This is a genomic window from Pseudomonas sp. GM50 (assembly GCF_000282375.1).
Taxonomy (GTDB): Bacteria; Pseudomonadota; Gammaproteobacteria; order Pseudomonadales; family Pseudomonadaceae; genus Aquipseudomonas.
In genome coordinates this window covers 1-14287 of sequence record NZ_AKJK01000099.1, presented here as the reverse complement: position 1 = coordinate 14287, position 14287 = coordinate 1, and the positions used below count along the sequence as shown (strand labels likewise).

The 14287-nt window shown below is 60.3% G+C and carries 12 protein-coding genes; 9 read left to right on the top strand and 3 right to left on the bottom strand.

From position 1 onward, the window contains the following. Nucleotides 1–170 precede the first annotated feature (170 nt). Both PMI30_RS07365 and PMI30_RS07370 read right to left on the bottom strand, forming a co-directional pair. Nucleotides 171–1820 (bottom strand): acyl-CoA dehydrogenase family protein, encoded by a 1650-nt coding sequence (locus PMI30_RS07365; RefSeq protein WP_008012637.1) that lies wholly within the window; start codon nucleotides 1818–1820, stop codon nucleotides 171–173. 96 nt (nucleotides 1821–1916) lie between these two features. Further along, nucleotides 1917–4280: a hybrid sensor histidine kinase/response regulator gene (locus PMI30_RS07370; RefSeq protein WP_008012636.1), complete on the bottom strand. Its 2364-nt coding sequence runs from the start codon at nucleotides 4278–4280 to the stop codon at nucleotides 1917–1919. Between the two features lie 430 nt (nucleotides 4281–4710). On the opposite strand from PMI30_RS07370, the gene PMI30_RS07375 reads away from it, so the two are divergent. The 4 genes from PMI30_RS07375 (at nucleotide 4711) to PMI30_RS07390 (ending at nucleotide 8231) form a co-directional block, all read left to right on the top strand. Then, nucleotides 4711–5508 (top strand): hydroxymethylpyrimidine/phosphomethylpyrimidine kinase, encoded by a 798-nt coding sequence (locus PMI30_RS07375; protein WP_008012635.1) that lies wholly within the window; start codon nucleotides 4711–4713, stop codon nucleotides 5506–5508. Nucleotides 5509–5526: 18 nt separating this feature from the next. After that, nucleotides 5527–6150, top strand: a complete 624-nt coding sequence (gene thiE, locus PMI30_RS07380; protein ID WP_008012634.1) for a thiamine phosphate synthase — start codon at nucleotides 5527–5529, stop codon at nucleotides 6148–6150. An 18-nt stretch (nucleotides 6151–6168) separates the two neighbouring features. After that, nucleotides 6169–7452, top strand: a complete 1284-nt coding sequence (gene hemL, locus PMI30_RS07385; protein ID WP_008012633.1) for a glutamate-1-semialdehyde 2,1-aminomutase — start codon at nucleotides 6169–6171, stop codon at nucleotides 7450–7452. Nucleotides 7453–7676: 224 nt separating this feature from the next. Continuing rightward, entirely contained in the window at nucleotides 7677–8231 is a 555-nt protein-coding gene (locus PMI30_RS07390) for a tetratricopeptide repeat protein (protein ID WP_007894427.1), read from the top strand. A 178-nt stretch (nucleotides 8232–8409) separates the two neighbouring features. Here PMI30_RS07390 and PMI30_RS07395 read toward each other — a convergent pair whose 3' ends face one another. Continuing rightward, nucleotides 8410–8739 (bottom strand): DUF1820 family protein, encoded by a 330-nt coding sequence (locus PMI30_RS07395; RefSeq protein WP_007894425.1) that lies wholly within the window; start codon nucleotides 8737–8739, stop codon nucleotides 8410–8412. Nucleotides 8740–8873: 134 nt separating this feature from the next. Here PMI30_RS07395 and miaB point away from each other — a divergent pair, with 134 nt between their 5' ends. From miaB to lnt, 5 genes are all read left to right on the top strand, one after another. Further along, on the top strand, nucleotides 8874–10199 hold the full coding sequence (gene miaB / locus PMI30_RS07400) for a tRNA (N6-isopentenyl adenosine(37)-C2)-methylthiotransferase MiaB (RefSeq protein WP_032835887.1): 1326 nt from the start codon (nucleotides 8874–8876) through the stop codon (nucleotides 10197–10199). Between the two features lie 207 nt (nucleotides 10200–10406). After that, entirely contained in the window at nucleotides 10407–11423 is a 1017-nt protein-coding gene (locus PMI30_RS07405) for a PhoH family protein (protein ID WP_008012629.1), read from the top strand. After that, nucleotides 11416–11910, top strand: a complete 495-nt coding sequence (ybeY, locus tag PMI30_RS07410) for an rRNA maturation RNase YbeY (RefSeq protein WP_007894420.1) — start codon at nucleotides 11416–11418, stop codon at nucleotides 11908–11910. The genes PMI30_RS07405 and ybeY overlap by 8 nt, the downstream gene beginning before the upstream one ends. A gap of 5 nt (nucleotides 11911–11915) precedes the next feature. Next, nucleotides 11916–12755: an HlyC/CorC family transporter gene (locus tag PMI30_RS07415; RefSeq protein WP_007894419.1), complete on the top strand. Its 840-nt coding sequence runs from the start codon at nucleotides 11916–11918 to the stop codon at nucleotides 12753–12755. A 15-nt stretch (nucleotides 12756–12770) separates the two neighbouring features. Further along, on the top strand, nucleotides 12771–14287 hold a 1517-nt coding region (lnt, locus tag PMI30_RS07420; RefSeq protein WP_008012627.1), incomplete at its 3' end, for an apolipoprotein N-acyltransferase.

Genomic DNA, 14287 nt, shown 5'->3' with positions numbered 1-14287 from the left:
GGGAACAGTGGCGTGTTGGCTGCACATCAATAACGATGCGCAGAGATCCAATGTGGGAGCGAGCCTGCTCGCGATAGCGGCGTGACAGTCGACTTCAATTTCGAATGTTACCCAGCCATCGCGAGCAGGCTCGCTCCCACATGGGGTCGGTGTCGATCATGCAAGCGTGATCAAAACCCTTGCGGCGTCGACCGGGCGACAATCGCTTCCACATCCAGCCCACGAGGCAATGTTCCATACACCCGACCGGCCGAACCCAGACGGCTGGCGATAAAAGCATCACTTACCGCCGCGTTACCGGCCTCCAGCAACAGCTTGGCCTGAAGCCCCAAGGCTATGTCTTCGGTGAGTTGGCGGGCGCGGTATTGAATGTCGTCGGTGTCCTTGAACGCTGCCTGTAATTGGCTGATGTGCGCGGCCAGGCGTTTGTCGCCATGACCGTCGCCCAACTCGCTGAACAACACATCGAGCACGCCCGGCTCTTTCGACAGCGCTCTCAACACGTCGAGGCATTGCACGTTGCCGGAACCTTCCCACGTCGAGTTGACCGGGGCCTCACGGTACAGACGCGGCAGGATGCTTTCTTCGACATAACCGGCGCCACCCATGCATTCGGCAGCCTCATTGATCATCGCGGGCGCGCGTTTGCAAATCCAGTACTTGCCCACCGCCGTCACCAGTCGGGCGAATTTCGCTTCGTGGTCGTCATCCAGATGATCCAGCGCCCGGCCCATGCGCAAACTCAAGGCCAACGCCGCTTCGCTTTCCAGGGCGAGGTCAGCCAGCACGTTTTGCATCAAGGGTTGCTCGCTGAGCAATTTGCCACCGACCTTGCGATGGGCGCAGTGATGACTGGCCTGGGTCAGGGCTTGGCGCATCAGCGCGCTGGAGCCGACCATGCAATCGAAGCGGGTCATGGCGACCATTTCGATGATGGTCGGAACGCCCCGGCCCTCTTCGCCGACCATCCAGGCCAGGGCGCCACGGAACTCCACCTCGCTGGAGGCATTGGACCAGTTGCCGAGTTTGTTCTTCAGCCGCTGGATGTAGAACTGATTGCGCGTGTCGTCCGGACGATGGCGCGGCAGCAGGAAACAGGTCAAACCCTTGTCAGTCTGGGCCAGGGTCAGGAAGGCATCGCACATCGGCGCCGAACAAAACCACTTGTGGCCCACCAGTTCATACGCCTGACCGGGACCACTGGCGCCGACCGGATAAGCCTTGGTGGTGTTGGCCCGCACGTCGGTGCCGCCCTGTTTCTCGGTCATGGCCATGCCGATGGTGACCCCGGCCTTGTGGGCCATGCCGACGTTGCGCGGGTCGTATTCGGTGGCGAGGATTTTCGGCAGCCATTGTTTGGCCAGATCCGGTTGCAGGCGCATCGCCGGGACGCTGGCGAAGGTCATGGTCAACGGGCAACCGCTGCCGGCTTCAGCCTGACTGTGTAAATAAGTCATGGAGGCACGGGCAACGTGGGCGCCCGGTTGCGGGTCGGTCCAGGGCAAGCCTGTCAGGCCATGCTCCACCGCCGTGCGCATCAACTCGTGGTAGGCCGGGTGAAATTCAACCAGATCGATGCGATGGCCGTAACGGTCATGGCTGACGAACACCGGTTTGTTCTGATTGGCCGCAAACCCCGCCTCCATCAGCGGCCCGCCGGCCAATGCGCCGTAAGTGTCGATCCGCGACTCGGCCCAACCGGCATCGAAGCGCCGCGACCACTCCTGCAAAGGCAGGTCGATGCGATAGAGGTTGCTACCGTCCAGCGACGGTGGCTGGTTGGTGACTTCGTGGGTTTCGGCGAACTGATGCAGGTTCATGACGGGGCTCCTTTGGTCAGCCAAGGGATTTTCAGTTAAGCACCACCCCGAGGTTGAACAAAGTGGCATATCTGCCTAACTGTCGGCGCTTTCGCCTTACCCTGGACAGAGCACCCGCCGATAGAGCGCCGCCTGCAAATCTTCGAATTTCACCGGTTTGCTCAGGTAATCGACCAAGGTGTCGCTCGGGCAATAGGCCCGGTCCGCAGTCAGGGCAATCATGAACACGGGTAATTCGGCGCAACCTGACAAGGCGCGGATTCGGCAGCAGATCGAGACACCGTCCAGTGGCAGCAGCTGACAGTCGAGCAGCACCGCGTCAACGGCTTCACGCTGCAAGTGATCGAGCGCGGCCACGCCGCTGTCGGCGGTGCGCACCCGGAACCCAAGCTTGAGCAACATGCCACGCATCACCAGTTGATTGATGCTGTTGTCATCGACCAGCAACACCGTGCAGTCCTGAGGCAAACGCAGGCCGGTGGTTTGCCGGGAGATTGCGGGCGCAGATTCCACCACCGGCAGCGGCAGCTCGAACTCGACGTCCAGTTGAAAGCGACTGCCGCGCCCCGGTTCCGAGCGATGACTCAGGCGCCCGCCGAGCAATTCGACCAGTTGCCGACAAATGGCCAGGCCAACGCCCAAACCACCGTATTCACGGGTCATCGAGCCGTCGACCTGAAAAAAGCGTTGATACAGCGTTGCCTCGTCCAAATCGGTAAAGCCAATGCCGGTATCGATCACCGCAAAGGACAACGCCAGCCGATCGGGCGCCACCGGTTTGCCCGTCACCCGCAGCGCCAATCCGCCGACCCGGGTGAATTTGATTGCGTTGTCCAGCAGGCACTCCAGGCATTGCGCCAACTTGTCGCTATCGCCGTACAAACGATCCGGCAGCCCGGATGTAACCTCGACCTTGAAGTCCAGCGACTTGCTCGACGCATTGCCATCGAACTGCAGGCGCAAGGCCTCGACCACACCGCGCAAACTGAACGCGTCCGGATAGACCTTGAGCTTGCCGGCCTGCAATTCGGTCAGGGTGAGGATGCCATTGACCATGCGCATCATGTCCCGCGCCGAACCGGCGGCCGTTTGCTGATATTGCTCCAGTTCCGGGTTCATCTCGACGGTCTGCATCAGCTCCAGCGAACCGATCACGCCGTTCATGGGCGTGCGCAGTTCATGGGTCAGGGTGGCGAGGAATTCGTCCTTGAGCTTGTTACTGTGAGCCAGTTGCTGGTTCAGTACTTCGAGCTTTTGCCCGGCATCGAACAACGTCTGTGCCTGTTGCTCGCGCATGGCGTTAATGCGATCGGCCAGGGCCAGGGACAGCAGCGCCACTTCGATTGCCGAGCCGATCTGGCTGGCGTACATGGTCAGGAATACGTTGGGCAAGTAACCCAACACCATCATCGTGTTAACAACGCCACCGAGCAGAAACGCCGACCAGGCAATGATGAAATACCGCGCGACCCGCAAGCCGCGCCACCAGGCGAAAATCCCGGCGGCGAAAATCACTACGGTAAAGACCAGAGCCAGCATCGTTGCCAGGCGCAGGGCCAAGGCGTAACTGGTCATCAATGACAACCCGACCACCAGCGCACTGAACGCAATCAACGCCAGCAACAATCGGTCGAGCCAGCGACTGTGGGTGGCCGTCTGCAAGAAGCTGCGGGCGAACTGGCTGCCGAACAATCCTGAACAGCCGATGAAGAACGGCGTCGCAGCGTTCGCCCACCAGGGATTGTTCGGCCAGAAATACTCCACGGCCGCACCATTCACCGACAGCTGATACAAGCCGAACGAGGCGATATAGACGATGTAATAGAGGTAGCTGGTGTCGCGCACGCTGAGAAAGATGAACAGGTTGTAGACCAGCATCCCCAGCAACACACCGTAAATCAGCCCCAGCACATAGAGCCGGACCGGCTGCTCTTCAAGGTAAGCGGTGCTCGACCACAAGGTGACAGGCGCCTGAACCGACCCTTCGCTTTGCAGGCGCAGGTACACCGTTTGCGCCTGCTCGGGCGTAAAGTTCAGATCGAACAGATAGTTGTGCTGGCGGATCTGGCGAGTGGCGAACGGCAACGCATCGCCGGTCTGTCGGACCAATTGATAGTCACCGCCAGCATCGGGCAAGTACAGATCAAGGTGATCGAGGGGCGGATAAGCCAGTTCCAGCAACCAGGTCCGTTGTGCCAACGGGTTGGTCGGACGGTACTGCAGGTCGATTTTCAGCCAGAACGCCGAACGCGAATAACCGGCGTTGAGGGTGGCTTTATCGTGGGGCTTGAAGTGCCCGGCCGCCGCTTGCGCACGGACATCGGCGATGCTCGCCTGACCGCCCGTGTCTTCATAAACCTGCATCGTTCGGCCCAGGGGAAGGCTCTGGGTGAACTCGTCGAATTCGACGGCGCTCGCCAGGAGGGGCAAGCACAACAGCAACATCAGCAAATAGCGCATTTAAGCCCCAGCGTAGCCTGTCCGGTTCTGTCAGGAAGCCCCCCCATTCCTTTTGAGTAGACGTAAAACCGGTATTACCTGTTATTGGTTTGGATCCACTCTAGCATAGCCGTTGCTGGCCATTGAGCACCATTGAAATTTTTCCTACAAAGGCTCTAGAACAAGCGTTCCAGCTCTATACATTGAGTTAGAGCTGTTGGCTTGGTCAGGTTGTGAAAATGCCTCAGTGCGAAGCGATTCCTTGTGGCGAGGGGGCTTGCCCCCGTTGGGGTGCGAAGCGCCCCCTTTGCCTTCTGCCAGGAACACCGCGCAGGCAGGTTTACGACCGCTCCGCAGCCGAACCGGGGCAAGCCCCTCTCACCACAATGTATCGGCCGCGATGACTGCCACAACACCCGAAAAAACATGTTTGGTGGTAAGCTCGCGCACCATGAATATCTACAGCTCTCGCCCCGTTGTCCTCTGTCTCTCCGGCCACGACCCTAGTGGTGGCGCCGGCTTGCAGGCAGATATCGAAGCCCTGCTCGCTCAGGGTTGTCATGCGGCTCCGGCCGTCACCGCCCTGACTGTGCAAGACACCGTCAACGTCACTGACTTCCGCGTTCTCGATCGCGAGTGGGTGCTGGCCCAGGCCAACGCCGTGCTCAATGATTCCGAAGTCGCCGCCGTCAAACTGGGCATGCTCGGTTCCCTGGAAATGGTCGACACCGTGGTCGAACTGCTTTCAGCGCACCCGCATTTGCCGGTGGTCTGCGACCCGGTGCTGCGCGCTGGCGGCGGCGGACGACTGGGCAAGGACGAAGTCGGCTACGCCATGCGCGAACGCCTGCTGCCGCTGTCGATCATTGCCACCCCCAACCTTCCCGAAGCCCGCATCCTCGCCGAACTGCCCGAAGGCACCGCGGACGAGTGCGCTGAAAAACTCCTGCCGTTCGTCAAACACCTGCTGATCACCGGCGGTCATGGCGACGAACACGAAATACACAATCGCCTGTACAGCCGCGACGGTCGCCGCGAAACCTTTACCTGCCAGCGCCTGCCCGGCAGTTATCACGGTTCCGGTTGCACACTGGCCAGCGCCCTCGCTGGTCGCCTGGCCCAGGGCGAACACCTCGCCAGTGCCGTAAAGAGCGCGCTTGACTACACTTGGCGCACCTTGCGTGATGCGGAGCAGCTGGGCAAAGGCCAGTTCGTGCCGCGCCGCTTGCCACTGGACTTCTGTTCGTAACGCCATGAGGCTTGTCCGATGAAACTACGTGGCCTGTACGCCATTACCGACAGCCAGTTACTGGCCGGTAAATTTCTTTCGTACGTGGAGGCGGCGCTCGAAGGCGGCGTCACCCTGCTGCAATACCGCGACAAAAGCAGCGACGAGGCCCGTCGCCTGCGTGAGGCCGAAGCCCTGCGCGATCTGTGCGAACGCTACAAGACTCAGCTGATCATCAACGATGACGCCGAACTGGCTGCGCGCCTGAACGTCGGCGTGCACCTGGGCCAGACCGATGGCCCGCTGATGCCGGTTCGGGCACTGCTCGGTCGCCAGGCAATCATCGGTTCGACCTGCCACGCGCAACTCGAACTCGCCGAACAAGCCGCCAAGGAAGGCGCCAGCTACGTCGCCTTCGGCCGCTTCTTCAATTCCAATACCAAACCCGGCGCACCGGCCTGCAGCCTTGAACTACTTGATCAGGCCCGCAGCAAACTGCACCTGCCGATCTGCGCGATCGGCGGCATCACGCTGGACAACGCAGCGCCGCTGGTGGCCCACGGGGTCGATCTGCTGGCGGTGGTGCATGGTCTGTTTGGCGCCGAGAGCACGGCTGAAGTGACACGCCGCGCCCGCGCCTTTAACGAATTGTTCAAATCCTGATTTTTTGAGAGCCCGATCATGTCTCGTTCCGAAACCCTGTTTGCCAATGCCCAGAAACACATTCCCGGAGGCGTGAACTCGCCTGTTCGTGCGTTCAAGAGTGTTGGCGGCACACCGCTGTTCTTCAAACACGCCGAAGGCGCCTACGTCACCGACGAAGACGACAAGCGTTATGTGGATTACGTCGGTTCCTGGGGGCCGATGATTCTCGGCCACAGCCATCCGGACGTGCTGGACGCGGTGCGCAAACAGCTGGAACACGGCCTGTCCTACGGCGCCCCGACCGCGATGGAAACCGAAATGGCCGATCTGGTCTGCTCGATCGTGCCATCGATGGAGATGGTGCGCATGGTCAGCTCCGGCACCGAAGCGACCATGAGTGCCATCCGTCTGGCCCGTGGTTTCACCGGCCGTGACAGCATCATCAAATTCGAAGGCTGCTACCACGGCCACTCCGACAGCCTGCTGGTCAAGGCCGGTTCCGGCGCCCTGACCCAAGGCGTGCCGAGTTCGGCCGGTGTACCGGCGGCGTTCGCCAAACACACCCTGACCCTGCCGTTCAACGACATCGACGCGGTAGCAACCATGCTCGCCGAAGTCGGCCAGGAGGTGGCCTGCATCATTGTCGAGCCAGTGGCCGGCAACATGAACTGCGTACCGCCGGCACCGGGCTTCCTCGAAGGCCTGCGGACCCTGTGCGACAAGCACGGCGTGGTGCTGATTTTCGACGAAGTGATGACCGGTTTCCGTGTCGCCCTCGGTGGCGCCCAAGCCCATTACGGCGTAACGCCGGACCTGAGCACCTTCGGCAAGATCATCGGTGGCGGCATGCCGGTTGGCTGCTTCGGTGGCAAACGCAAGATCATGGAACAGATCGCACCACTGGGGCCGGTCTACCAGGCCGGCACATTGTCGGGGAACCCGCTGGCGATGGCGGCTGGTTTGACCACGCTGCGCCTGATCAGTCGTCCTGGTTTCCACGCCGAGCTGAGCGACTACACCAGCCGTCTGCTCGATGGCCTGCAACAGCGCGCGGACGCCGCCGGCATTCCGTTCGTGACCACTCAGGCGGGCGGCATGTTCGGTCTGTACTTCAGCGGCGCCGACGACATCGTGACCTTCGATGACGTGATGGCCAGCGATGCCGGCCTGTTCGGGCGTTTCTTCCACCTGATGCTCGAAGGCGGCGTGTACCTGGCGCCAAGCGCCTTCGAAGCCGGTTTCACCTCGATCGCCCACGGCGAAACCGAGTTGAAACTGACACTGGACGCCGCCGAACGTGCATTCGCCGCACTGAAATAAAGCTGTAACGCTGACGTTGGCGATTGCCAGCGTCAGCTTTCACCTACATTCGCGCCCTTTTTCCTACTCATCTGCCAATAATTCCCCGCAAAGTGGGCGATATATTCCCCGTGCAGCAGAAAAACGAGTAAAGACTTTGTAAGGTTGGCCCTGCTTATTTCATAATGCGCGCTTATTGGATCCCTCGATGGGTCCACGCGCCCCTCAGAGGTAAGTCGATTCCCATGAACCGCACCGGCCGCACCCTTGCATTGGGCTGCCTGTTGCTCCTTCAGCCCCTGCTCGCGCTCGCACAAGCAGGCGGCAACTCGTTGTTGATCCCGGCGATGGGTCGCTGCACCCTCAATACTCAGCCGCAAGACCTGACGCAAGCGCTCGCCGCCTGTCAGAAAGCGTCGGATGAAGGGGATGCGCAAGCGCAATACGAGTTGGGTGAGTTCTACTACGACGGCAAAAACGCGCCACGCGACCTCAATAAAGCCCTGAGCTACTTCGAAAAGGCCTCGCTGCAAGGCCACGCCCAGGCGCAATTCAAACTTGGCACCATGTTCTTCCACGGTGAAGGCGTACCGGCCAATAATGTTCAGGCGTATATCGTGCTGAAAATGGCCGCGGTCAACGGTGCCGAAGAGGCGCTGGACACCGCCGACGAAGTCGCCGAAAAAATGCCCCGCGAAGATCTCGAAGTCGCTACCCAGGTGCTGGGGCAAATTTTCCGTAAATACCTGATGGAATTGCAGAGCGCCGATGGGCGCACGCCGTTTTCGCCACTGCCCTAAGTCGAGCGCGGCCCCTGTGGCGAGGGGGCTTGCCCCCGTTCGGCTGCGCAGCAGTCGTAAAGTAAGCACACGCGGTCTGTCTGGAAGGTGGCGGTGGCTGATTTAGGGGCCGCTTCGCAGCCCAACGGGGGCAAGCCCCCTCGCCACAACAAGCCCCACTAGCCACTCAATCCGTGGCTTACTTCTCAGGCATCGGCATCGGAAACGGCATGACATTGCCGACCGCGCCGCGGGCTTCGCTGATTTTCGGGGTGCCGAGGCGCTCGACCTCGTCGATGCGCACGATCGAATGCATCGGCACAAAACTGCGCACAACGCCTTCGAACTGAGCCTTGAGCTTCTCTTCGCTCGGATCGACGACCACTTGCGTGCGCTCGCCAAAGACGAACTCTTCCACTTCCAGGAAGCCCCACAGATCACTTTGATAGATCTGCTTGGCATACATTTCGTACACCTGGCCTTGGTTGAGGAAAATCACCTTGTAGATTGGAGCTTCACGTTTGGTCATGGTGGGCGGGTAACACATCGGGGATAAAAATGAGGGCGCGAACTATAGCATAGCCGCCGGACGCGCAACGGTAGGAACCTTGGTGCATGTTCCCTATAATGCGCGGTTCTTTGAATCACGTGATGACTCTATCCATGGCCAAGAAGCTTTACATCGAAACCCACGGTTGCCAGATGAACGAGTACGACAGCTCGCGCATGGTCGATCTGCTGGGTGAACATCAGGCCCTGGAAGTCACCGCTCGCGCTGAAGACGCCGACGTGATCCTGCTCAACACCTGCTCGATCCGCGAACGTGCCCAGGACCGGGTGTATTCCCAGCTGGGGCGCTGGCGCGAATTGAAACTGGCTAACCCGGAAATGGTCATCGCCGTCGGCGGCTGCGTGGCCAGCCAGGAAGGCGCGGCCATTCGTGACCGCGCTCCGTACGTGGACGTGGTATTCGGCCCGCAGACCCTGCACCGCCTGCCGGAAATGATCGACGCCGCGCGCCTGACCAAGCTGCCGCAAGTCGACGTTTCGTTCCCGGAAATCGAAAAGTTCGACCATTTGCCCGAGCCCCGCATCGATGGGCCAAGTGCTTATGTGTCGGTCATGGAAGGCTGCAGCAAATACTGCACGTTCTGTGTAGTGCCTTATACGCGCGGTGAAGAAGTCAGCCGACCGTTCGACGACGTGATTGCCGAGATCATTCACCTGGCCGAAAACGGTGTGCGCGAAGTGACCTTGCTGGGGCAGAACGTCAACGGTTATCGCGGCACCACTCACGATGGTCGCCTGGCCGATCTGGCGGAATTGATCCGCGTAGTGGCCGCGGTCGATGGCATCGACCGGATCCGCTACACCACCTCGCACCCACTGGAGTTCTCCGACAGCCTGATCCAGGCCCACGCCGACGTGCCGGAGCTGGTGAAACACCTGCATTTGCCGGTGCAATCGGGTTCCGACCGGATTCTCGCGGCGATGAAGCGCAACCACACCGCGCTGGAGTACAAATCCAAGCTGCGCAAGTTGCGGGCCGCCGTGCCGGGGATCTGCATCAGTTCTGACTTTATCGTCGGCTTCCCGGGCGAGACCGAGAAAGACTTCGAACAAACCATGAAGCTGATCGAAGACGTCGGTTTCGACTTTTCCTACTCGTTCGTCTATAGCCAGCGCCCGGGCACGCCGGCCGCCGATCTGGCCGACGAAACACCGGAAGAACTGAAAAAAGAACGTTTGAACGCCCTGCAACATCGCCTCAACCAGCAAGGTTTCGAGATCAGCCGACAAATGGTGGGCTCCATTCAGCGGATTCTGGTAACCGATTATTCGAAAAAAGACCCCGGTGAACTGCAAGGCCGGACCGAGAATAATCGTATCGTCAACTTCCGCTGCGACAATCCGACCCTGATCGGCCAGTTCGCCGACGTGCACATCGATGCCGCGCAACCGCACTCGCTGCGGGGCTCGCTGCTGTAAGAGCGAGGCTTTTGTGGCGAGGGGGCTTGCCCCCGTTGGATCGCGAAGCGGTCCCGAATATTTTGCGACTGCTTCGCAGCCGAACGGGGGCAAGCCCCCTCGCCACAGATTCGCCAAAACCTGCATCTTATTTAAGAGCTTTCGTACCCAGGCGACTGGCGCTATCCTTTATTCATCATAATTGCCCCAGGGCGGCTAAATACGACCTTGAACGCACCCATAGAACCACATCGTTTCATCCTCGAGCCTTTTGAAGCTCGCCGCTTCGCCAATCTGTGCGGGCAATTCGACGAGCATCTGCGCTTGATCGAACAGCGCCTCGCGATCGAGATCCGCAACCGCGGAAACCAGTTCGAACTGATCGGCGAGCCCAAGCACACCACCTCCGCGGAAAACCTGCTGCGCCGCTTGTACCGGGAAACCAAAGGTACCGAGCTGTCGCCAGACACGGTTCACCTGTTCCTGCAGGAATCGGCCGTCGAGGAACTGGACAACCACTCCCCCGCCGAACCGTCCGTCGCCTTGCGCACCAAGAAAGGCATGATTCGCCCTCGCGGCTTGAATCAGCTGCGCTATGTGAAGGAAATCCTCGGTAACGATATCAACTTCGGCATCGGCCCGGCCGGTACCGGCAAGACCTATCTGGCCGTTGCCTGCGCGGTAGACGCGCTGGAGCGCGAGCAGATTCGGCGCATTCTGCTGGTCCGTCCGGCGGTTGAAGCGGGCGAAAAGCTCGGCTTCCTGCCCGGCGACCTGTCCCAGAAAATCGACCCGTACCTGCGCCCGCTCTATGACGCGCTCTACGAAATGCTCGGTTTCGAATACGTCGCCAAGCTGATCGAGCGTCAGGTGATCGAAGTCGCGCCGCTGGCCTACATGCGCGGTCGTACGCTGAACAACAGCTTCATCATCCTCGACGAAAGCCAGAACACCACCGTCGAGCAGATGAAGATGTTCCTGACCCGGATCGGTTTTGGTTCCACCGCCGTCATCACTGGTGACATCACCCAGGTCGACCTGCCGAAAGGCACCAAGTCCGGGCTGCACCATGTGATCGAAGTACTAAAAGACGTACCGGGCATCAGCTTTACCCATTTCATGCCCAAGGACGTGGTGCGCCATCCGCTGGTGCAGCGCATCGTCGAAGCCTACGAGCGCTTCGAAAATCGCGCGGCCGACGAACCGGCGAAGTTCTCTTCCAAGGACACTCGCCCCGATGCTTGAGCTTGATCTGCAACTGGCTACCGAAGCGTCTGCCCCGAGTGAAGCCCAATTCCGTCAATGGTGCGAACTGGCCCTGCGCCAGCGTACTGCCGACTCCGAAATGACCATCCGCTTGGTCGACGAAGAGGAAGCCCGCGAACTGAACTTCACCTGGCGGCAGAAAGACTACGCCACCAACGTTTTGTCATTCCCGGCCGATGTCCCCGATGAGTTTCTCGACATTCCCTTGCTCGGCGATCTGGTGATCTGCGTAGCAGTGGTCGAGCGCGAAGCGGCGGAACAAGGCAAGGAATTAAAGGCCCACTGGGCGCATCTGGTCATTCACGGCTGCTTGCATCTGCTTGGTTACGACCATATAGATGATGACGAAGCCGAAGAAATGGAAGCACTGGAACGAACGTTGCTTGCAGAACTGGGTCATCCCGACCCGTATGCGGACGACGAAACAGACACATCCCCAATCGTTACAACAAAGGATTCAGAGTAATCGCTATGAGCGAAGATCGATCGAGCAACGGGCAGAAGTCATGGCTGGGTAAGCTCACCCAGGCTTTTGCCCACGAGCCGAAAAACCGCCAGGAGCTGCTGGAGCTGCTGCGCGATGCACATCAAAACAAGTTGCTGGACAGCGAAGCGCTGGCCATCGTCGAAGGCGCCATCCAGGTTGCAGACCTGCAAGTACGGGACATCATGGTCCCGCGCTCGCAGATGATCAGCATCAAGGCGACCCAGACACCCCGCGAGTTCCTGCCGGCCGTGGTCGACTCGGCCCACTCCCGCTACCCGGTGATCGGCGAAAGCCACGATGACGTGATGGGCGTGTTGCTGGCCAAGGACTTGCTGCCATTGATCCTCAAGGAAAACGGCGACAGCTTCAACATCAAGGACCTGCTGCGCCCGGCCACGTTCGTGCCCGAGTCCAAGCGCCTGAATGTGCTGCTGCGCGAGTTCCGCGCCAACCATAACCACATGGCCATCGTCATTGACGAATATGGCGGCGTGGCCGGTCTGGTGACCATCGAAGACGTGCTGGAACAGATCGTCGGCGACATCGAAGACGAGCACGACGTCGAAGAAGACAGCTACATCAAGCCGCTGCCCAGCGGTGACTTCCTGATCAAGGCCCTGACGCCGATCGATAACTTCAACGAGTTCTTCGACAGCGAATTCTCCGACGATGAATTCGACACCGTCGGCGGCTTGGTGATGAGCGCGTTCGGGCACTTGCCAAAACGCAACGAAATTACTGAAATCGGCGCCTATCGCTTCCGCATCCTGAACGCCGACAGCCGTCGGATTCACTTGCTGCGTCTGACACCTATTGCCCGGTAAAAATTAAGGAAAGAAATGCACTGGATGACCCGCCCCGGCTGGCCCGGTAACCTGCTGGCCGTGGCGGCCGGTGCACTCACCACCCTGGCCCTGGCGCCGTTCGATATCTGGCCGCTGGCATTGCTGGCGGTCGGTTTCTTTTACGCCGGTTTACGCGAACTGAGCCCCCGTCAGGCCTTGGGCCGTGGCTGGTGTTTCGGTTTCGGCCTGTTTGCCGCCGGCACTAGCTGGATCTACTACAGCATTCACAACTTCGGCGGCGCTTCGGTGCTGTTGGCCGGGCTGCTGATGCTGGCCTTCACTGCGGCGATCGCCTGGTTCTTCGCTTTGCCCGCCTGGATTTGGGCGCGCTGGCTGCGCCGTAACGAAGCGCCGCTGGCCGATGCTTTGGCATTTGCGGCGTTGTGGGTGGGTCAGGAAGCCTTTCGCGGTTGGTTCCTTACCGGCTTCCCATGGCTCTATTCCGGCTATAGCCAGCTCGATGGCCCACTGGCCGGGCTCGCGCCGGTCGGCGGAATGTGGCTGATTTCCTTCACCCTGGCCCTGACGGCTGCGCTGATCTACAACGCTGCGCGACTGGTGCGCACTGGCCGTAAAGGCTTCATCGCTGTCGGCGTGTTGCTGCTGGCTGGCCCATGGGTGGCCGGCATGGCGCTCAAGGAACATGCCTGGACCAGCCCGGCGGGCGCACCACTGAGCGTTGCGGCGCTTCAGGGCAACATCGAACAAAGCATGAAGTGGGATCCGTCGCAGCTCAATGCGCAGCTGGCGCTGTACCGCGACATGAGCTTCAGCTCCAAACGCGTCGACCTGCTGATCTGGCCGGAAACCGCAGTCCCGGTGCTAAAGGAGTCCGCCGAGGGTTACCTGAACATGATGGGAAGCTTCGCCGCCGAGCGTAAATCCGCGCTGATTACCGGCGTGCCGATTCGCCAGGAAGTCCATCACGAGAAACGCTTCTTCAACGGTATTACCGTTGTTGGTGAAGGCGATGGCACTTACCTGAAGCAGAAACTGGTGCCGTTTGGCGAATACGTTCCATTGCAGGAAGTCTTGCGCGGCCTTATCGCGTTCTTCGACCTGCCGATGTCCGACTTTGCCCGAGGGCCGGCCGATCAAGCGCTGCTGCAAGCCAAGGGTTATCAGATTGCGCCGTTCATCTGCTACGAAGTGGTCTACCCGGAATTCGCCGCCGGCCTCGCCGCCCGCAGCGATTTGCTGCTGACCATCAGCAACGACACCTGGTTCGGCACCTCGATCGGCCCGCTGCAACATTTGCAGATGGCGCAGATGCGCGCGCTTGAAGCCGGCCGCTGGATGATCCGCGCCACCAACAACGGCGTGACCGGCCTGATCAACCCGTTTGGCCAGATCACTGCGCAGATCCCGCAGTTCGAACGAGGCATTCTGTATGGCGAAGTGGTGCCGATGCACAACCTGACGCCCTACCTGGAATGGCGTTCGTGGCCGTTGATCATCAGTTGCGTGTTGTTGTTTGGCTGGGCGTTGGTGGCCAACCGGATGGCGAAGAC